We start from the raw sequence: 23,096 nt of genomic DNA on the forward strand, positions 1-23,096 counted from the left end.
ATGGCGCACCCGCCGGATTCGTCCGGCGGAGGATCAACCCACGTCCTGGACGCCCAGTAGCGCACCGAGGTCGATGACAACCGGGACGGACCCGAATTCCGGTGCGGGCGCTGTGTTGTTTCGAGCGACCCGCAAGCGATCGCCACCGGTATCATCGAGCACCACGGCGTGCAGGTCCTCCAGCCCCGTCACCTCGACCGGCCCGAGTCCGGCCCGGTCGATGAACAGATGTGTCACCCATTCGTCGGCCAACAGTGCCGAAAGCGTTACGTTGTCCAGGTCACCGGCGGTCACCACCAGCGACGCACCGCTCTCCCCGGCCGCGACCACTTCCAGCAGCGCCGCCGCCGAATCCGGGCGGCCGTGCCGGAACAGCCGGGAGTCGAAGGTGAGCTCGGCGCGCGCCCGCAAGCGCCTGGTCGCGATGGAAATATCGTTGTAGGACAACGTCACCGCGGCGACGAAGGCCGGATCCTCACCACACAGCGCGTGCGTCCGGTTGGCGTAGGTCACCGGGCGGGGCGATTCGGCGGCGATCTCGGCGAGTACATCCGGATCGTCGAGACCCAGCCAGTCGAGGCTGTTTTCACCCGCCCCGCCGACCACTATCCCCCAGTCACGATGGGGCCGTGCGCCGGTGGTCAGTCCGACCTTGACTTCCAGACCATCCGGCAGCGGTCCGTCGACGGTAGTCACCGGGGTCACTGCGGCACCGGCCTTGAGCACCGCCCAGGTGGCGACCACCGCGTCCACACCACGATCCAGTCGGATGGCAACACCGGTGCGCGGGCCACAGCCCCGCGCGATCAGCACCCGGGCCAGTCGCGAGGACCGGGCGTCGAGATCCTGGAAGGACACCGCGTCCTCGCCGAAAACCACCGCGGGTCCGTCCGGATCGTCCTCCACCGCGGCGGCCAGCGCCTGGGTCAGCGCCGCGCCGGTGGTGACCGGCACGCCATCGGCGGCCGACTCCGGCGCGCTCACCGGCGCGGTCAGTGCGCGATCGCGTTCGGCGGCATCGAGGATATCAATATCGCCCACACTAACCTGCGGGTCCGCCACGACGGCGGCACAGATCCGACTGAACCTGCGGCCGAATGCCTGCACCGTCGATTCGTCGAAAAGGTCTGTGGCGTAATTGAATACGGCGACCAGCTCGCCGGGTGCGCCGTCCGCGCCGTGCCGCGGCTCGACGGTCAGCTGCAGATCGAACTTCGCCGCGACCGCGCCGGTATCCAGAGCCGTGACCGTCAGACCGGGCAGCTCCAGCTTCGGTTGCTCGAGATTGTCGAAGGACAGCACTACTTGGAACAGCGGGGTGTGTCCGGCCTCGCGGTTCGGCAGCACCACTTCGACCACCCGCTCGAACGGGATATCGGCATTGCCGAAGGCCGAAAGATCGGTCTCGCGAACATGTTCGACGAGCGCGTCGAAGGTGGTCCCCGATTCGGTCGTGGTGCGCAGCGCCAAGGTATTGACGAACATGCCGACCAGATCGTCGAGCGCGCGCTCACCGCGGCCCGCGATGGGGGTACCGATCGTGATGTCGGAACTGCCGGACAATCGCGCCAACAGCACCGCGAGCACCGCGTGCACGACCATGAACAGTGACGAATTGTGTTCCCTGGCAATGCGAATCAGTCCGGCATGCACCTCGGGCGTTAGCGTGAAAGCCGTCGATGCACCACGCATGGACGGCACCGCGCGGCGCGGCCGGTCCAGCGGCAGCTCCAGCGCGCCGGAGTGTCCGGCCAGCTTGTCGCACCAATAGGCCAATTGCGCTGCGGCGATGGAGTTCTCGTCGTCGTCGATGCCGATGACCTCACGCTGCCAGATCGCGAAGTCGGCGTACTGCACCTCTAGCGACGTCCAGGTCGGGACATCACCGGCACAGCGCGCGGCGTAGGCGAGCATCAGGTCACGAGCCAGCGGGGCCATCGAGGCGCCGTCGGCAGAAATGTGGTGCACCACCATGGCGAGCAGATGCCGGTCCTGGCCCGATTGATCGGCACCGGCGCCGCGCAGCAGTACGCCGCGCACCGGAACCTCCCGGGTCACATCGAATCCGGTCGCCATCAGTTCGGTGATGCGGACGATGGGATCGGCGCTCGACTCGACCGCGAGCCCGCCCGGCCATGCCTCGGCGACCGGCAGGATCTGCTGGTACGGCAGTCCACCCGGACCCGTCGACGGGTAGCGGGTGCGCAGCGCCTCGTGCCGCTCGAGTACATCGGCGACCGCATCGCGCAGCGCTTGCACATCGAGGGCGCCGGTCAGGCCGATGCCGAGCGGGATGTTGTAGGCCGCCGAGCGGGTATCGAACTGGTTGAGCACCCACATGCGCTGCTGTGCCAGCGACAGCGGCACCCGATCCGGGCGCGCCGCCACCACCAGCGGGGCCCGGGTTCCGATCGAGGAGCCGGGGACGACCCGCGCGGCCAGCGTCGAAACGGTCGAGGCCTCGAACAGTTCGCGCACCGAGACATTGGCGTCCAACGCCTCATTGATCCGGCTGACCGCCCTGGTGGCCAGCAGCGAGTTACCGCCGAGGTCGAAGAAATCGTCGTCCAGGCCGACATCGCGGACGCCGAGCAGTCCGGCGAATACTCCGGCGACCGCCTGCTCGATGGGGGTCTGCGGGGCGCGGTAGGTGGCACCGCCCACGAATTCCGGTGCGGGCAGCGCCTTTCGGTCCAGTTTGCCGTTCGGCGTCAGCGGCAGCGCGTCCAGTACGACGATCGCGTCCGGAACCATATAGCTGGTAAGGAATTCGGCAACCGCGGCGCGCAGCTGTGGGCCCTGCACCTGAGCATCGGCTTCGGCCACCACGTATCCGACCAGCCGGTTACCGGCGTGTTCGTCGGAGCGCACCAGCACGGCGGACTGGCTGACGGAAGGCTGTGCGAGTAACGCCGATTCGATCTCGCCGAGTTCGATGCGGAAGCCGCGCAACTGCACCTGCTGATCTGTGCGCCCAACGTATTCGAGATTTGCATGGCCCGCGAAACCGGCCCAGCGGCCCAGGTCGCCGCTGCGATACATGCGAGATCCCGGCGCCCCGAACGGATTCGCCACGAAACGGGTCGCGGCCAGTCCGGGCCGCCCCAGGTAGCCGCGGGACAGCTGCGCACCGCTGACGTAGATTTCGCCCGCCACCCCGACCGGAGCGGGATGCAGCCGGTCGTCGAGCACGTAGCTCTCCAGACCGGGCAAGGCCCGGCCGATGGCGCTGGCCGGATTCTCGGCGAGCTGCGCATCCAGGGCCAGGAACGACACGTGCACCGTGGTTTCGGTGATGCCGTACATATTGACCAGCCACGGCGCATCGAAGGTGTGCCGGTCGTACCAGCGCCGCAACTGGCGCAGATCCAGTGCCTCACCACCGAATACCACATAGCGCAGCGCGAATTTGCCCTGATCGCCCGCATGGGAGGCGCGATCGGCCTCGGCGAGCTGATAGAACGCCGACGGGGTCTGGTTCAGCACCGTGACCTGTTCGCGAATCAGCAAGTCGCGGAACTGTTCCGGGGAGCGGGAGGTCAGGTAGTCGACGACGACCACGGTGCCGCCATTGGCGAGCGCGCACCACAGTTCCCACACCGAGAAGTCGAAGGCGAAGGAGTGGAACAGCGTCCACACATCGGTGTCATCGAATTCGAACATCAGCTGGGTGTTGGCGAACAGCTCCACCACATTGCCGTGCGCGACGGCGACGCCCTTCGGGACACCGGTGGAGCCGGAGGTATAGATGACGTAGGCCAGGTTGTCCGGACGCAGCCGGGATGTGCGCTCGATATCGGTGATCGGCGATTCGCCGAAGCCCGCGGTCTCGTCCAGCAGCACCACCGGAACATCCGTCGCCGGAATATCGCCGAGCAGATCGGATGTGGTCAGCACGCAGGTCGGCTGCGCGTCGGTCAGCACGAACTCGAGGCGCTGCGCCGGGTAGGTGGTGTCGATCGGCAGATATCCGGCACCGGCGGTGAGCACACCGAGCAGTGCGATGGGCAGCTGCTCGGATCGTCCGACGGCGACGGCGACCAGCGCTTCCGGCCCCGCGCCGCGCGCCATTAATGCCCGTGCCACCTTGTTCGCGCACCGCTGCAGTTCACCGAAACTCAGTGCGATATCACCGAATCGGATCGCGATCGCATTCGGACGACGGCGCGCCTGCGCCTGGATGAGATCGACCAGCGTCACCTCGGGCACGGTCACCCCGGCCGAATTCCATTCGTGCAGTACCAGATCGCGCTCGCCGGGGGCCAGGAGATCGATATCGCCGAGCACCGCATCGGAATCGGCCGCGACCGCGGACAGCACCCGCAGGAAACGATCGGCGAAGTCGCGCACGGTGGCGGCGTCGAACAAGTCGGTGGCGTAGGTGAAGGTCGCCGACATGCCCTGCGCCGCGGTGTTTGATCGGCGACGCTCCCGGTGCCCTCCGTGGTCACGCTCCGCTACCGCCTCCGGGCCCAGCGCTCGCGCCGCGGTGTCTGATTCGCGACGCTCCCGGTGCCCTCCGTGGTCACGCTCCGCTACCGCCTCCGGGCCCAGCGCTCGCGCCGCGGTGTTTTCCGCGATCTCGAGCTGCAAATCGAACCTGGCCAGCGATACCGTGTGATCCACGGACGAGACGGTCAGGCCCGGCAATTCCAGATCGGTGCGCGCCAGGTTCTGGAAGACCAGCATCACCTGGAACAACGGATGCCGCGCGGCCGAACGCACCGGATCGAGCAGTTCGACCAGCCGCTCGAACGGCACGTCGGCGTGTCCGAAGGCCGCGATATCGACCTTGCGCACCGCACGTAGCAGCTCGTCGAAGGTCATGGCGGGATCGATCTCGGTCCGCAGCACCAGGGTGTTGACGAACATGCCGATCATATCGTCCAGCGCCGCCTCACCGCGGCCGGCCACCGGGGTGCCGATCGCGATATCGCGGGTGCCCGAAAGCCGGGCCAGCAGTACCGCGAGCGCCGCGTGCACGACCATGAACAGCGTCGAATTGTGCTGGTGCGCAATCTGTTCGAGTCGCGCATGGATCTCGGCATCGATATCGAAGGAGACGACGGCACCGTTGTTGGATGCCGCGGCCGGCCGCGGCCGATCGGCGGGCAGATCCAATTGTTCTGGCAGCGTATCCAATTCACCGCGCCAGAATTCGATCTGCTGCGCGAGGACCGATTCCGGGTCGAACTCGCTGCCGAGGGTTTCGCGCTGCCAGATGGTGTAGTCGACGTATTGCACCGCAAGCGGCGGCCATTCGGGCCGTCCGCCGCGCACGCGATCGGAGTACGCGGTCATCAGATCGCGGGCCAGCGGTCCGAGCGAGAAACCGTCCGCCGCGATGTGGTGCACCACGCACACCAGCACGTACTCGGATTCGCCGAGCTGGAACAGCCGCAGGCGCACCGGCGGCGCGGCCATCACATCGAATCCGGCCAGCACCTCGGCACTGATCAGATCCGAAAGCTCCGGCATCGTCGCGGTGGTCACCGGAAGCTCCGGCACCGCGCGCGCATCGGTCACCGGCAGCACGACCTGGAAGCCCTCGCCATCGATATCCGGATAGATGGTGCGCAGCACCTCGTGTCGGTCGGTCAGATCGTGCGCCGCCGCGCGCAGCGCGTCGACATCCAGTCGCCCGGACAGCCGCACCGCAAGCGGAATATTGTTGACCGCACTGGCCGTATCGAAACGGTTCAGGAACCACATCCGCTGCTGCGCGTAGGACAGCGGAATCCGGTCGGGACGGATCTGGGCGGTGAGCGCCTGGCCGACGGCCGAACCCGCATGCTGCTCAACGCGTTCGGCCAGTGCCGATACCGTCGAAGCCTCGAAGATCAGCTCGACCGGCACCCGGATTTCGAGTGCGGAACCGATGCGCGCAGCAGCCTGGGTGGCCAGCAGCGAGTTGCCGCCGAGTTCGAAGAAGTCGTCGTCGACGCCGACGCGCGCGTCCATCTCACCACCGAGCAGCAGCGTCCCGAATACCTCGGCAACGATCTCCTCGACCGGTGTCGCCGGGGCACGGAACCGACGCGTGGCGAAGACCGGTTCGGGCAGTGCCGCCCGATCCAGCTTGCCGACCGGGGTCAGCGGAATCTCGTCCAACACCGTGATCGCGGCCGGAATCATGTAGTCCGGCAACGATTCTGCGACATGTGCCGCGAGCTGACCGGTATCGAGTGTGGCGCCGTCACGCGGCAGCACATACGCGATCAGGGCGGTTGTTCCGGAGGGCAGTGTCTTGCTCAGCGTGGCCGCGAAGTCGACATCAGGATGGGTGGTGAGCGCGCTGTCGATCTCGCCGAGTTCGATGCGCAAACCGCGGATCTTGACCTGGAAATCGGACCGGCCCAGATACTCCAGCTCACCGGTTTCGTTGCGCCGCACCAGATCTCCGGTGCGATACAGGCGCGCACCCGCGCTATCGGCATCCGCGCCGAACGGGCTGGCCACAAAGCGTTCCGCGGTCAGCTCCGGCCGATTGAGATAGCCCTGCGCAAGCACCGCACCCGAGACATAGAGCTCACCGACAACACCCGCGGGGACCGGACGCAACCGCGCGTCGAGCACGAAGGCGCCGACGCCCGCGATGGCGGAACCTATGGTGACAGTCTCACCGGACGGCAGCGCGTCGGTGCTGGTGACCATGACGGTCGCCTCACTCGGCCCGTACGCATTGAATACCGACCGGCCGCTATCGGCCCAGCGCGCCACCAGTTCCGTCGGGAGCCGGTCCCCGCCCGCCACCACGACCTGCAGGTCATCGAGATCGGCGGTATCGAGCGACTCCAGCGCACCCGGGGTGATCAGCAGATGGGTGACCTGCTCGCGGCGTAGTAGATCCGCGAGTTCGGCGCCGCCGAATACCGTCGGCGGCGCGATGATCAGCGTCGCGCCGACCGAGAAGGTGAACAGCGTCTCCATTATCGAGAAGTCGAAACTGGGCGAGCTCAGATGTAAGACACAGGAATCCGCGTCGATCAGATAATGCTCGCCGATCGCCGCGAGCCCGGCCAGCCCGGTGTGGGTGACCGCGACGCCCTTCGGCTTACCGGTGGAACCCGAGGTATAGATGACGTAGGCCGGATGGTTTTCATTGACCACGCGCACGCGATCGGCATAGGAGACCGGATGATCGGGCTGGGCGGCGATGCGCGCGGAAACCACCGGATCGTCTATTTCGATCCAATAGACCGAGGTGCCGAGTTTGGCGCGATGCGCCGAGGTGGTCAGGCCTTGTGCCGCACCCGAATCGGTGACGATGTGCTCGATCCGGTCCGCCGGATAGTTCGGGTCGACCGGAACATAGGCCGCCCCCGTCTTCACGATCGCCCACAGCGCGACGATCGATTCGACCGAGCGGGTGATACTCATCGCGACGTAGTCGCCCGCGCCGATCCCGCGATCGATCAGCTCGCGCGCGATCTGTGACGAGGCGGTATCGAGTTGGCGATAGGTGAGTTCACGTTGATCGGCCGGATCACCGGTCGGGTTGAATCGGAGGGCGACCGAATCGTCCGCGGACTCCACTGCGGCCGTGAGCAGCTGGGCGAACAGCGGGCTCCCCGACCTGCGGCGACGGCTTCCACGGACGGTACGACGGGCAGTATCCATTCGAGTGTGTTCACCTCTCGAGTCGAGCTTGGACCTGCCCCCTACCCTCCTTCGAGGGCATTCAGCACCGGGGCCGAACCCATCATATAAGCCTGTTGCGTATACAGTTACGCCTCCGCGACAAGAGGGCGCAGTGCGTGACAACTGTGTATCGGTCTCAGACGGTTGGTGTTGCGTCGCCGCCCGACTCAGTGAACTACGTCACGTAACTGGTACACGTCCACGAACCGTCCTCGTGAATCTCTCCCCGGCGGAGTGAATTCCGCCCAATACTCCTGCCGAATCGCATCCACAGCCACGACCCCCACCACCGCGCCACTGCCGACAACGGCACTTACCCGCCCCCAAAACCCCACCACCACAAGGGAATCACCCCCGTCAAGCTGGACATGTGATCACGAGGAAGCTGGGGCGGCATCGCCCGAATCCACCGAGAGACTGCCGGCACCAGTTCCACCTGATCTTGATTGCGTAGTACGGTCGCGCAATGGTTCGTCGCGGGGGAATAGTGCTGCTGGCGTGCGTGAGCGCAGTCGCGGTGATTTTCGTCGGATATCGGATTTGGGTATCCGCGTCGTCCGAGCAGGTGGAGATCGGTTGCGGACCACGGACGGCGGCGCCGCCGTACTGCGTTTATCACCGGACGACACCCGGTTTCGCGGGGTCCAGGTACGAGGTGCTCGTAGGTCATTCTCCGGGGCGCGGACTGGTTTACGGGATCCCCTATGCGGCCGAACAAATCAGCGCGACATGGAATACGAGTACTGGCGCGGTCACGATCGCCATGCCAGGGACCACACTGACGATTGCGCCATCTGAGTACCTCGATACCCGATAGCTGTCTACCGCGAGCTCCGGTTCGGGCTCGTCGGCGACGCAGTGGGCTCGGCCTGAGCGCCCATTCCAGCACCGATCCCGCAGGGCCCCGCGCGCATCGAGGGATGGACGCTCGAGCCAATCCGCCTGGCCCCGTCGGGTTCAGCGCCAAAACTCGGAGAGCACGTTCCCGATTTTCGGTGAGCCCAGCGGCGGCCGTCATCCGCCAGTGAATGTGGCCGATCATTGCGTCGCGGTGCACCGCACAAGCCTTGCGTCCCCCGTGGTGGCCGCACACCCTACCGGGGGTGCGGCCACCACAATGAGTGCGCACACAACTGCACCGCCGAAGATCAGTCTCCGCTGCGGGTTTCCCGCCACACATCGGTGAGCACCCTGCCGATTTCAGCGAGTCCGGCGGCGGCCGTCATCCGCCAATGCGTGGTCGGCACCGCGCGATTGTCCACCATGCCGTCGACCACCTCGGCCCAGATCGACGCACCGATCGAGCCGGTGGGATCGTCGAGAGCCGCGGTGAAGTAGATGACATCGCCGTGGAAACGCGCCGGCCGATAGGCATTGCGCAGCACGACCGAATGCACGGCGGTATCCAGCACTCGGGTGAAGCGGTCGGAGCCGAAGGAGGCGAACGGCTCCGGCAGCTCGCCCAACCGCTCGGCGAGTTGTCCCCAGTCCACATCGGTGTCGAAGCCGAGGTCACCGGCCTGTTCACCGAGCAGGCCGCCGATCAGCTCGGCCACCGGCACGGGTGAGCCCGCGCCCTGCGCGCGTTCGTCGGGTGGATCGGCCATATAGCTGTCCATCACCGCGAGGGTGGCCACCCGCTGTCCGGCCCGCTGCAACTGCACCGCGATCTCATGGGCGAAAACACCACCCATCGACCAGCCGATGAGGTGATATGGCCCCTGCGGCTGGACCGTGCGGATCGCCTCGACATAGCGCCGGGCCCATTCCTCGATGGTGTCCGCCAGCACGGCCGGTGCGGCCAGTGTGGGCGCCTGGATACCGTAGATCGGCCGGTCGGAATCGAGATACGCGGCCAGACCCGCGAACGACCACGCGATACCGGAGACCGGATGGATACAGAACAGCGGCTCGGTGGTACCGGTCGCGCGCAGCGGCAGCACCACATCGAAGGCCGCCTCGCCCTCGACGTGCCCGCCCGCTCGGCGGGCCAGTTCGGCCAGGAATTCACTAGGGGTCGGCGCGGTGAATATCCGCATCACCGGAATCTTCTCGCCGAGCAGCGAACTCAGCCGCGCGGTCAGCTTCGTGGCGATCAGCGAATTGCCGCCGCGCTCGAAGAAGTTGTCGTCCATACCGAATCGGTCGAGGTCGAGCACCTCCGCGAAGGCGACGGCGACGGTTTCCTCGATCGGGGTGGCCGGTGCGCGGTATTCCCGTGCCGCGAAGGCGGGTTCGGGCAATGCGCGCCGGTCCAGCTTGCCGTTCGGCGTCAGCGGCATGACGTCGAGCACCACGATGGCGGCGGGAACCATATAGCCGGTGAGGAATTCGGCCACCTGGACGCGCAGTTCATCCGGGTCGAGGTCGGCACCGGCCGCGGGCACCACATATCCGACGAGCTGATCACCGAGACGTTCGGTCGAGCGAACCAACACCACCGCTTGGCTCACCCCGGGGCAGCGCAGCAGCGCGGATTCGATCTCACCGAGCTCGATGCGGAAGCCGCGCAACTGAACCTGCTGATCGCTGCGCCCCGCGTAGGCGAGTCCGGCGTGGCCCCAGCGGCCGAGATCACCGGTACGGTACATGCGAGATCCTGGTGCGCCGAACGGATTCGCGACGAAACGCACCGCGGCCAGACCGGGCCTGCCGAGGTATCCCCTGGACAGCTGGGCCCCGGCCACATAGATCTCACCCGGTGTGCCGACCGGTACCGGGTGCAGGCGCTGGTCGAGCACATAGCCGTCCAAGCCGGGCAACGCACGTCCGATCAGACTGTCCGGACTGTCCGCGATCTGCTTGTCCAGCGCCAGGAACGAGACGTGCACCGTGGTTTCGGTAATGCCGTACATATTGACCAGGCGCGGCGCAGCCGCGTCATGGCGCTCGTACCAGCGCCGCAACTGTCGCAGATCCAGTGCCTCGCCGCCGAATACGACATGTCGCAGCGCGAATTCGCTATCGGAATCCGCCGCGGCTCGGTCGGCCTCGATGAGCTGATAGAACGCCGACGGTGTCTGGTTCAGCACGGTGACCCGTTCCCGGATCAGCAACTCGCGGAATAGTTCCGGTGCCCGCGAGGTCGCGTAATCGACTACGACCACCGCACCTCCGGTGGCCAACGCGCACCACAGCTCCCATACCGAGAAGTCGAAGGCGAAGGAGTGGAACAGCGTCCACACATCGGTGTCGTCGAAACCGAACAGCGGCTGGGTATTCGCGCACAGCTCGACCACATTGCGATGCGCGACCCCAACGCCCTTCGGCACACCGGTCGAACCCGAGGTGTAGATGACGTAGGCGAGGTGATCGGGCAACAGCGGTGCGATGCGGTCGGCATCGCTGACCGGGCGATCGTCGAATTCCGTTGTCTCTTCGAGCAATATCACCGGCAACTCGCCGACCGGCACATCGGCACGCTGTTCGGCGGTGGTGAGCACGCAGACCGGCACCGCATCGGAGAGCACGAAGGCCAGCCGCTGCGCCGGATAGGTGATATCGATCGGCAGATACGCCGCGCCCGCGGTGAGCACGCCGAGCAAGGCGACCGGCAGCTCTTCGGTGCGCGCAACCGCGACGGCCACCAGCGATTCCGGTCCGGCACCGGCCGCAATGAGCGCCCTGGCCACCCGGTTCGAACGCCGCCGCAGCTCGGCGAAGCTCAGTGCGGTATCGCCGAAGCGCACCGCGACGGCATCGGGCCTGCGCCGGGCCTGATCGGCGATCAACTCGGGCAGGGTCGCGGCGGGCACCCACGCACCGCGCGAATTCCATTCGTGCAGCACTCTGGTGCGCTCGTTCGGTCCGAGCAGCTCGATATCGCCGACGGTCGCCGTGGCACCGGCGACGACCGCGGTGAGGATGCGGGCGAACCGATCGGCGAAGCCCTGTGCGGTCGCGGCATCGAACAGGTCTGTCGCATAGGTGAATTCGGCCAGTACACCCTGGGTTTCACCGCGTGGGCCGATCCGCTCGCTCAGCGAAAGTCGCAGGTCCACCGTGAGCGGATCGGTTGCGGTGCCGACATTGTCGATCGCGACCTGGAACAGCGGATGCCTGCCGGTCACCTGGATCGGATCGAGTACCTCGACGAGTTGCGCGAACGGGACATCGGCGTGCGCGAATGCGGCGGCATCGGCCGAGGCGACCGCGCCGAGCAGTTCATCGAAGGTCGCATTCGGGTGATATTCGGTACGCAGCACCACGGTGTTGTCGAAGGCTTCGCCCGTCCCCGAGGCCGGTGTACCGATCGCGATATCGGTCGTACCGGACAGCCGCGCCAGCAGCACCACGAAAGCGGCGTGCGCCACCACGAATACCGAGGTATCCCTGGTCTCGGCGAGCCGACGCAGTTCGTGATGCAGGTGCACGCCAATCTCGAGCGGGACCCGCCCACCGATATCGGAGGGCATGCTCGAGCGCGGTCGATCCATGGGCAACGTCAACTCATCCGGCAGGCCCGCCAGCGTATTGCGCCAGTATCGAACCTGGGTGAGCACATCGGGGCTCGCACCATCACGCACGGCGGCGACCGAATCCTGTGGCGCGGTGACGAATTCGGCGAGCACCGCGCGTAACCGCTCGGTCAGCGCCCGCGCCGCCGCGGCCGCGACGGCATCGCCGCGGTACAGCACCTCGACCCGCAGCCTGGTCCCCAGTTCGGCCCGGACGGTGATCGGATAGTGGGTGTAGTCGACCGAATTCACGCCACCGACCACCAGCCCGTCGACAGCGCTGCCCGCCTGCCGCAGGCCATCGGCATCGATCGGATACGACTCGTAGGCCACCAGCGTGTCGAACAATTCGCTGCCGCCCCCCAGCGCCTGGATGTCGGCCAGCCCGAGATAGTGATGTTCCAGCAGTGCTGCCTGCTCGGCTTGCAGCTCGGTCAGCAGTCGCGAAACCGTTGTCGCCGAATCGAATCGGACGCGCACCGGGATGGTGTTCACGAACAGGCCGACCATCGCGTCGACGCCGTCGAGCTGCGGTGGACGTCCGGAAACCGTGACGCCGAAGACCACATCGTCGCGGTCGGTGATACCGGCGACGACCACACCCCACGCCGCCTGCAGCACCGTATTCACGGTGACCTCGGTCGCCGCGGCGAAGGACGTCAACGTGGCCGTCTCCGTCGCCGATAGTTCGAATGCGGTCCTGCCGAATCCGTTGTCCGGCACCGTGGGTCGCACCAGCGCGGGCGCGAGCAGTGTCGGCCGGGCCTTGGTCAACGCCGCATCCCACGCGCCCATGGTGGCGGCGCGGTCCTGGCGCGATAGCCACGACAGATAGTCGCGGTACGGCCGCCCCGCGGGCAGCAGCGAGGTATCGCTTCTGGTCGCGTAGAGGATCAGCAGATCCTTCATGAGCAGCGGCATCGACCAGCCGTCGAGCAGGATGTGATGCGCCGTCAATACCAGTTGCGTGCGCCCGGATGTGGTGCGGTACACCGTGAATCGCAGCAGCGGCGCGAGCGCGGGATCGAATCCGGTGCGCTGGTCGGCGGCGAGCAGCTCGGGCAGATCGGCATCGGGTACCTCGGCGACCACCCGCCACGGCACCCGGACACCGTTCGCGATGAGCTGCACCGGTTTGCCGTTCGCGCCGAAAGTGAAGGCGCTGCGCAGATTCACGTGCCGGTCCAGTGCCGCCTGTGCGGCGAGGTGCAGGCGCTCGAGTTCGAATTCGCCCGAGAGTTCGACCGCCACCTGAATGACGTACGGGTCCACCGACTCCGCCAGCATTTCCATCAGGAACAGCAGACCGGTTTGCAGCGGCGACAGCGGCAGCACCTCGGCCAGGCCCGGGTAGTTCGCGCGCCAGGTGTCGAGTTCGTGCTGGGTGGTCGATACGAGCGGCACATCCGATGGGGTGAGACCACCGGCGTCCGGCTCGGTGACGTGCCGGGCTACCGCCGTCAGCGCGGTGAGCCAGTCGTCGGCCAGTTCCTGAACCGCCGCCGCGTCGAGGATTTCACCGGCGTATTTGAACACCACGTCCATACGCGGTCCGGCATCGGTATCGATGACGATCGCATTGATATCGACCACGGCCGAGGCGGGCAGCGCCGGATCCTGGCCGTCGTCGAGGTCACCCAGATCGCCGGATGGGAGCCAGGCCGGATCGGTCAGCCCCTCCGGTACGCCGGTGGATACCCGGCCAAGATAGTTGAAGCCGATCTGCCCGATATCAGCGGCCAGCGCACCGGCGGTAGCCGAATTCAATTGGCGCAGTATGCCGAAGCCGATACCGCGATCCGGAACCGCGAGCAACTGTTCCTTCACCGACCGCAGTATCGCCGCGGTTTCGGCAACGCCGGTGAGATCGAGCGCCACCGGATACACGCTGGTGAACCAGCCGATCGTACGGGTCAAGTCGGCACCGGGTACGGCCGCTTCTTCACGGCCGTGGCCCTCCAGTCGAATTCTGGTGACCGCGGCGTCGATACCGCGGCGCGCCCGCCAGGTCCGCACCGCCACAGCCAGCGCCGCGAGCAGACCGTCATTGACACCGCCCCGGTACAGCGCGGGCACCGTGGTCAGTACCGCATCGGCGACCTCCACCGGCACCTCGACCGTCAACTGCCGCACCGTCGCGTGGGTATCGACGGCGGGATCGAGCGCACGCGTACCGAGCAAGGGATCCGGTGTGGCCAGCACCGTGCGCCAGTAGTCGAGTTCGGCCATCCGCGACGGCGAGCCCGCCGCCTCGACCAGACCGTGCGCCCAACGCCGGAACGACGTCCCGACCGGCGGCAACGCAATGGCGATCCCCGCGCAACGCTGCGCCCATGCGGTGATGAAGTCCGGGATCACAATCCGCCAGGACACCCCGTCGATCACATAGTGATGCGCCGCGACGATGAGCAGATCGCGTGCACCCGACCTGCGCAGCCAACCGAAGGCGACCATCCGGCCCATGCTCGGGTCCAGTGCCGCCAGCGCGGAAGCCATGGCGGCATTGCCGATTCGCTCGAGCTCGGCCCCGTAGGGCACCTCCACCTCGGACAACAGTGCCGACACGTCGACGGTGCCCGGCGCGGCCACCTGCTGCCACCACCGGCCCTCCACCTGCCATACCCGCGCACGCAACATGTCGTGGTGGTCAAGCACCGCGGTGAGCGTGGCGAGCAGTCCGGTGCGATCGATGCCATCGGGGAGTGCGAGCACCAGGGTCTGCGCGAATCGGCCGAACGAACCGTTGTCGAGAAAACCCGCGAGCACCGGCGTGAGCGGTATATCGCCGACCCCACCACCGGGCAGCTCGGCCAGCACGACCGGCGCGGGATCCGTGCCGAGCACCGCGACCCTGGCCAATCCGGCGACCGTCTTCTGCTCGAAGACATCGCGCGGGGTGAATCCGATTCCGACCGCCTTGGCCCGCGACACCAACTGGATCGAGATGATGCTGTCGCCACCGATGGCGAAGAAGGAGTCGTCGGCACCGACCTGCCGCACGCCGAGCACCTGTGCGAAGAGCTCAGCGATCCGCGATTCCAGCCGGCCGGACGGTGCCCGCGACACCGTGGCGGTGAACCGTGGCTCGGGCAGCGCGTCGCGGTCGAGCTTGCCATTGGTGGTCAGCGGCACCTCGTCGAGGACGACGATGGCCGAGGGCACCATATGCGAAGGCAGGACGCGCGCCGCGAATTCGGTGAGTCGGTCCTGGTCGACGATCCGTTCGGCCACCGGGAGCACATATGACACCAACACCGTTGCGCCCGCCGCCGTTTCGCGGCCGAGCGTGACCGCGAATTCGATGTCCTCATGACCGCCGAGCACCGCATCGATCTCACCGAGTTCGACACGGAAGCCACGGATCTTCACCTGGAAGTCGCTGCGCCCCACATAGTCCAGCTCCCACGACCCCGCCGGAGTCGCGTACCAGCGGACCAGGTCACCGGTGCGATACATCCGGGCACCCGGTTCGCCCCACGGATTAGCGACGAAACGTTGCGCGGACAGCCCGGCTCGGTTGCGATAACCGCGGGCAAGCGCGCCGCCCGCCAGATACAGCTCACCCGTCACCCCGGGCGGTACCGGGTTCAGCCGCGCGTCGACCACAAGTGCGGACATGCCGCGCACCGGACTGCCGATCGTAATGTGCTGTCCCGCAGTCAGTTCCGCATAAGACGAGATAATGGTGGTCTCGGTCGGGCCGTAGCCGTTGTAGTACCTGCGACCGGGCTGCCATTTGGCCAGCAGTTCCGGTGTGGTGACATCGCCACCGACGGAAAGCATTTCGAGGTGGTCGAGGCCGGTCGGATCCACCGTGCCGAGCACCGCCGGGGTGATGATCGCGTGCGTCACCTGTTCGGCGCGTAGCAGCTCACCGAGTTCGTGTCCACCGGGCACGGTGGACGGCACGATCACCAGTGTCGCCCCAACCGAAAAGGCGCACAGCCATTCCAATATCGACGGGTCGAAGCTCGGCGCGCAGATATGCAGGAAGCGGCGGGTCGGCTCGAGCCGATACAGCTCGATCGCATGCTCGAGCAGACCGCCGAGTCCGGCGTGGGTCACGGTGACGCCCTTGGGCATACCGGTCGAACCGGAGGTGTAGATGACATAGGCCGGATTGTGCAGTCGCAGCGGGGTGATCCGGTCGGTGTCGGTGATCGGTGCGGCGGATCGGTTGGCGCACAATGATTCCGTCGCCGGATCGTCGAGCGCGAGCCAGCGCACGTCATCGGGGAGGTCGCCGAGATACTGGGCGGTGGTCAGTCCGAGGACCGCGGCCGAGTCGGTCAGCAGGTACCGGACCCGTTCCAGCGGATGGCTCGGATCGATCGGCACATGCGCGCCACCAGCCTTCGCGACGGCCAGCATCGCGACGACCATCTCGTAGGAGCGTGGCACTGCCAGCGCGACCAGACTTTCCGGACCGACACCGCGTTCGATCAGGACCCGGGCCAACCGTGACGAGTACCGGTCGAGTTCGCGGTAGCTGATCGACCGGTCCGCATAACGGACCGCAGTGCGGTCGGCCCCGAGCCGCAGCCCGCGCAACAGCAGATCAGGCAGGAGCCCACCCGCCATCATCTGATCCGGCTGCACCCTGGTCAGGAATTCGACCTCGGAGTCGGCCAGCAACGGCAGATCACCGACCGGTGTTTCGGCATTCGCGACGATCGCGGTGAGCAACCGCACGAACCGATCGGCGAATACGCGCACCGTCGCGTCATCGAAAAGGTCGCGTGCGTAGGTGAATGCGGCGAAGATGCCCGAACTAGACTCGCGAATCGCCAGCGACAGATCGAATTTCTCGGTCACGAGATCGAAATCGACCGGGGCGACCCGCAACCCGGGCAGCTCGAAGGAATTGTCCGGCAGGTTCTCGAAGGACAGCGCCACCTGGAACAGCGGATGCCGCGCCGTCGACCGTTCCGGTTCCAGCAGATCCACCAGACGCTCGAACGGAATATCCGCGTGCGCGAACGCCTGTAGGTCCACCTCCCTGGCCTGGGCAAGCAACTCGGCGAAGGTGCTGCCACCCGCTACCTCGGTGCGCAATACGAGCGTATTCACGAACATGCCGACGACATCGTCGAGTACGGCCTCACCACGCCCGGCGACCGGCGTGCCGATGGCGATATCGCCGGTGCCGGACAATCGGGCCAGCAATACCGCGAGTGCGGCGTGGACCACCATGAACAGGGTCGCATTGTGCTCGCGAGCCAAGCGCAGCAGCTCCGCGTGCAACTGCTCGTCGATCGGGATGTCGCATCGGCCACCGACGAACGACGGGACCGCGGGCCGGGCCCGATCCGACGGCAGATTCAGCTCATCCGGTAGCTGGGCTAGATTCTCACGCCAATACGACACCTGTTGTCCGGCAAGCGAATTCGAATCCGATTCCGAGCCGAGTACGGTCCGTTGCCAGAGCGCGAAGTCGGCGTACTGCACCGGCAATGGCGTCCACGCGGGAGCCGATCCGCCGGTGCGCGCGATATAGGCGAGCATCAGGTCGCGGGTCAGCGGGCCCATGGACCAGCCATCGGCGCTGATGTGGTGGGCCACGAGCACCAACACGTATTCACCATCGCAGCACAGCAATTCGGCACGCACGGGCACCTCGGCGGTGACATCGAACCCGGTGCCGACCAGCTCGACGATGCGATCGCGCAGCTCATCGGCCGCGATATCGGCCACCGTCAGATTCGGAACCGCCTGCCCCACCGGCAGAATCACCTGATACACGACACCGTCGTGCGACGGATACACGGTGCGCAGCACCTCGTGCCTGGCCACCACATCCGCGACCGCCACGCGCAGTGCATCGATATCCAGCGCACCGGACAGCCGCACCACCACCGGCACGTTGTAGGCGGGCGATGCGGTATCGAACTGGTTCAGGAACCACATTCGCTGCTGCGCCAGCGACAACGGCACCCGATCCGGTCGCTCGAGCGCGGCCAATGGCGGCCGCCGACCCGAGCCGACATGCTGTTCCACCCGCACCGCCAGTGCCCCGACGGTGCTCGCCTCGAACAACACCCGCACCGGCACCTGGGTATCCAGCGCGGCCCCCAAGCGCGCCGCCACCTGAGTGGCGATCAGCGAATTGCCGCCGAGCGCGAAAAAGTCGTCATCGATCCCGACCCGAGCCACCCCGAGCACATCGGTGAACACCCCGGCGACGATCTCCTCGATCGGCGTCGACGGCGCACGGAACACCTGGGTCTCGAACTCCGGCGCGGGCAATGCCTTTCGATCCAGCTTGCCATTGACGGTGCGCGGGAGCGCGGCGAGAACTACATAGGCGGCGGGCACCATATAAGACGGCAGCACACGTCCTAGCGCCGACTTCACCTGTGCCACATCGATATCGCCGCCCATCGGAACCAGATACGCGACGAGCCGATCACCGGTCCGTTCATCGGCGTCGGCGATCACCGCCGCCTGCGCGATATCCGGCAGCGCGGCCAGTGCCGCCTCGATCTCCCCCAGCTCGATCCGGAAGCCACGGATCTTCACCTGGAAGTCGGTGCGACCGCGATACTCCAACTCACCCCGCGCATTCCAGGCCACCAGGTCACCCGTGCGGTACATCCGAGCACCCGACTCGAACGGATTCGCCACGAACCGCTCCGCGGTCAGATCGACCCGCCCGAAGTAACCGCGCGCCAATTGCGCACCGGCCAAATACAACTCACCCGAAACACCCACCGGCACCGGACGCAACCGCGCATCCAGCACATAGACACGGCTGTTCCACTCCGGGGCACCGATCGACACCGACACCGCATCCGCATCGGTCACCCGATGGCTGGTGACCGACACCGCCGCCTCGGTCGGGCCGTACAGATTGACCAGTTCCTTCTGCGGATAGGTGTCCCGGAATCGCCGCGCCAGCGCCGCGGGCAGCGCCTCACCGATCACCAGCACCCGCCGCAAGGTGAACGGCAGCCGACCGGACAACAGCGCGTCCAGCATCGACGGCACCACATGCAGGGTGGTCACCGATTCCCGCGCCATCAGCTCGTTCAGATAGTCCGGATCGCGATGCCCATCCGCGTGGGCCAGCACCAATCGCCCGCCGAATACCGCCGCCGACCAGAACTCCCACACCGACAGATCGAAGGTGGCGGCCGTCTTCAACAGCACCGCGTCGCCAGGTCCGAGTGCGAATTCGCCGGTCTTCCAGAGCAATTGGTTGACGATCGCGGCATGCGATATCGCGACACCCTTCGGCCGCCCGGTCGAACCCGAGGTGAAGATCACGTACGCGGTATTCGCCGCACGCAGTGGCCGGACCCGCTCATCATCCGCGATCGGTGTCGCGGCGAACCGACCGAGGTCGAGCCGGTCCAGGCGCAGCACCGGTGCCAGTTCGGTATCGAAACCCGCTGCCGCATCGGTTAATACGCAGACCGGTGCCGCGGTACCCAGAATGTAATCGGTCCGCGCCGCGGCCTGATCCGGATCCACCGGCACATACGCGGCACCGGCCTTGACCACCGCGTACATCGCGACGATCAGATCCACCGACCGGCGAAGCGCGAGGACCACCCGCGACTCCGGACCCACACCACGTGAAATCAAGTGCCGCGCAAGACGATTCACTCGGGCGTCCAGCTCGGCATAGGTCATCGACTCGCCGTCCGCACCCATCAGCGCCACGCCACCCGGTGTCGCGGCCACGGTCGCGTCCAACAGCGACACCAGCGTCGCCGTCGCGTCCACCACATGGTTGGTCGCATTGCGGCCGGATACCAGTTCGGTCCATTCCGCGGCATCCAGCAGTTCCAGCGCACCGACGACGGTGCGCGGTGCGGCGGCGATCGCACCGAGCAGGCGGGTGAACCGAGCTACGAAGCCCTGCACCGTCGGCTCGTCGAACAGATCGTGCGCATAGGTGACGGCACCGCGGATGCCTGCGGGCCGACCGGCCTCGTCGTAGCGATCGCCGATGATCCAGTGCAGATCGAACTGCGAGACCGCGGCATCGAAGTCCACGCCCGAGATGGTCAGTCCGGGTAACTCCAGACTCGCCGCGGCCAGATTCTGGAACGACAAGCCCACCTGGAACAGCGGATGCCGGGCTGTCGAGCGGACCGGATTCAGCACCTCGACGAGGCGTTCGAACGGCACATCGGCATTGGCGAAGGCCGCGAGATCCGTCTCGCGTTGGCGCGCGAGCAGTTCGGTGAACAGTGCGGATTCATCGACCCGGGTGCGGAATACGAGAGTATTGACGAACATACCGATCAGCTCGTCCAGCGCCGCCTCACCGCGACCCGCCATGGGCGTGCCGATGGCAATGTCATCGGTACCCGACAACCGCGCCAGCAGCACCGCCAAGGCCGCGTGCACGACCATGAACAGCGTCGCCCCCTCGGCGCGCGCCAATTCGACCAGCGCCCGGTGGGTTTCGGCATCGATATCCGCCAGGATCTTGCCTCCGGCGAAGGACTGCACCGGTGGCCGTGGCCGATCCGTCGGCAGCTCCAGCTGATCGGGCAGTTCGGCGAGTGCGGCGCGCCAGTAGGCGATCTGCCCGGCTGCCAACGACTCCGGGTCGTCCTCACTGCCCAGCACCTCGCGCTGCCAGATGCTGTAGTCCGCGTACTGCACCGGTAGCGGTGCCCAGCCGGGCGCGGAACCGGCCGACCGTGCGGCGTAGGCGGTCATCAGATCTCGGGTCAACGGCCCCATCGAGGTACCGTCACCAGCGATATGGTGCACCACCAGCGCCAACACGAACTCGGCTTGTGTGTTCTCGACCTCGAACAAGCCGACCCGCAGCGGCACCTCGGCGGTCACATCGAAGGTCGTCGAAAGCAGTTCGCGCACCGCGGATTCGAGCTGCTCGGCCGCGACCTTCCGGACCGTCAGCTCGGGCGCCGATTGGTCCGCGGGCAGGATGAGCTGCACCGGACCCGTATCGGTGTCGGGATACACCGTGCGCAGAACCTCGTGCCGCGCAACCAGATCCGCGACCGCCGCCCGCAGCGCGGCCACATCCAGCGCACCGCTCAAACGCACCGCGATCGGAATGTTGTAGGCCGCCGATGCGGTATCGAACCGGTTCAGGAACCACATCCGCTGCTGGGCCAGCGACAACGGAATCGCAGCAGGACGCGGGCCGGCGGCCAGCGCCTTGCGGTTACCCGCCCCCGCGTGTTCGGCCACCGCGGCGGCCAGTCCGGCGACGGTCGGCATCTCGAAGAGCAGACGCACCGGAATCCGGGCATCCAGCACCGCACCGAGACGCGCCATCACCTGGGTGCCGATCAGCGAGTTGCCACCGAGTTCGAAGAAGTCGTCATCGGCGCCGACGGGCACCTCGAGCGCGAGGACCTCGGCGAAGAGTTCGGCGATCACCGGCTCGACCGCACCCGACGGCGCGCGGAAAGTCCTGGTGCGCAATTGCGGTGCGGGCAGCGCCCCGCGATCCAGCTTGCCCACCGGCGTCAGCGGGATCTCATCGAGCACCATAATGGCGCTCGGCACCATATGGGCGGGCAGCTTGCGCGCTGCCAGCTCGGTCAGTTCCGCCGTATCGATGACGACACCATCGACGGCACGCACATACGACACCAGAATCGTCGCGCCGCTGTCCTGCTCGTGACCGATGGTGACGACGAAATCGACGCCGTCGTGTGCGGCGAGCACCGCATCGATTTCACCGAGTTCGATGCGGAAACCGCGGATCTTCACCTGGAAATCGTTGCGCCCCAGGTATTCCAGCTCCCGATCGGCGGTCCAGCGCACCAGATCGCCGGTGCGGTAGAGCCGTGAACCCGGCGCACCGAACGGATCGGCCACGAACCGCGCGGCGGTCAGTCCCGGTCGATCGCGATAGCCGCGTGCCACCTGCGCACCGGAGATATAGAGTTCACCAACCACCCGGCCCGGCACCGGCGCGAGTTCGGGGTCCAGCACATATTCAGTGATCCCGCGAATCGGCCCCCCGATGGTCACCGGCCCGCCGGGCACCAGCGGTGCGCTGATATTGGTCATGATCGTGGTCTCGGTCGGCCCGTAACCATTGAAGAATTCCCGGGTTCGGCCATCCGCGATCGGTAGTACCCAGCGCTGCACCAACTCCGGTGGGCAGGCCTCGCCGCCCGCGACCACGACGCGCAATTCGTCCAGCCCCTCGGCAGGCAACGAGGCGAGCGCGGCCGGGGTGATGAAGGCATGTGTCACCCGCTCGCGGCGCAGCAGTGCGGCCAGTTCGGCGCCGCCGTACACCGTCGGTGCGGCGACGACCATGGTCGCGCCCCGGCTCAGCGCCAGCAGCAACTCCAATACCGACGCGTCGAAGGAAGGTGAGGCGAAATGCAGGGTGCGCGAATCGGCGGTCAGCGTATAGCGCTCGCGCTGCTCATCACAGAAATTCGACAACCCGGCCTGGGTGACGACCACCCCCTTGGGGGTACCGGTCGACCCGGAGGTGTAGATGACATAGGCCGGATGCTCGGCACGCAGTTGCCGGATCCGATCCGCGTAGGTGATCGGGTCCGCCGAATATGTCGCGATCCGTTGCTCGAAGTCCGCGGTATCGATGGCGAGCCACTCCGGGCCGCCGGGTAGGTCCACCGCCGCGGCGGTAAGCCCCAGTGCCGCACCGGAATCCGACAGCATGTGGGCGACGCGATCGGCGGGATAGTTCGGGTCGACGGGGACGAATCCGGCACCGGCCTTGGCGATCGCCCACACCGCGACAATCGATGCCACCGACCGCGGAATCCCAACCGCGACCAAATCCTCCGGGCCGACGCCGCGCTCGATCAGCAAGCGTGCCAGGCGGTTCGACCGATCATCGAGTTCGGCATAACTCGACTGCGCCAATGTCGCCGTGGCATCGGCGAATACGACCGCGGGTCCGGCCGGATTGGCCTCAACGGCGGTGGTGAGCAATTGCGGCAGAGTCTTGATCCGCGGGCCGCGAGTCCGGTTGGGCCGCTCGCGATTCGGCCGCGTCATGCGCCGAACCCCTGTCGCGCA

General features: G+C 66.7%; 2 protein-coding genes. Both read right to left on the reverse strand.

Going from position 1 to position 23,096, the window contains the following annotated elements; genetic code table 11:
• Nucleotides 1-33 precede the first annotated feature (33 nt).
• Nucleotides 34-7,620, reverse strand: coding sequence for an amino acid adenylation domain-containing protein (locus AB0L63_RS07470; protein WP_364496070.1), 7,587 nt, complete (start codon nt 7,618-7,620; stop codon nt 34-36).
• Between the two features lie 1,169 nt (nt 7,621-8,789).
• Complete coding sequence (locus AB0L63_RS07475) at nt 8,790-23,075, reverse strand: amino acid adenylation domain-containing protein (protein WP_364496073.1); 14,286 nt, start codon at nt 23,073-23,075, stop codon at nt 8,790-8,792.
• Nucleotides 23,076-23,096 lie beyond the last annotated feature (21 nt).

This window comes from Nocardia sp. NPDC051990, assembly GCF_040680755.1.
Taxonomy (GTDB): Bacteria; Actinomycetota; Actinomycetes; order Mycobacteriales; family Mycobacteriaceae; genus Nocardia.

What these genes read in the sequence shown, in the direction of transcription:
- AB0L63_RS07470 (WP_364496070.1), bottom strand. Translation starts at nt 7,620, where the DNA reads ATGGATACTGCCCGTCGTACCGTCCGTGGAAGCCGTCGCCGCAGGTCG.
- AB0L63_RS07475 (WP_364496073.1), bottom strand. Translation starts at nt 23,075, where the DNA reads ATGACGCGGCCGAATCGCGAGCGGCCCAACCGGACTCGCGGCCCGCGG.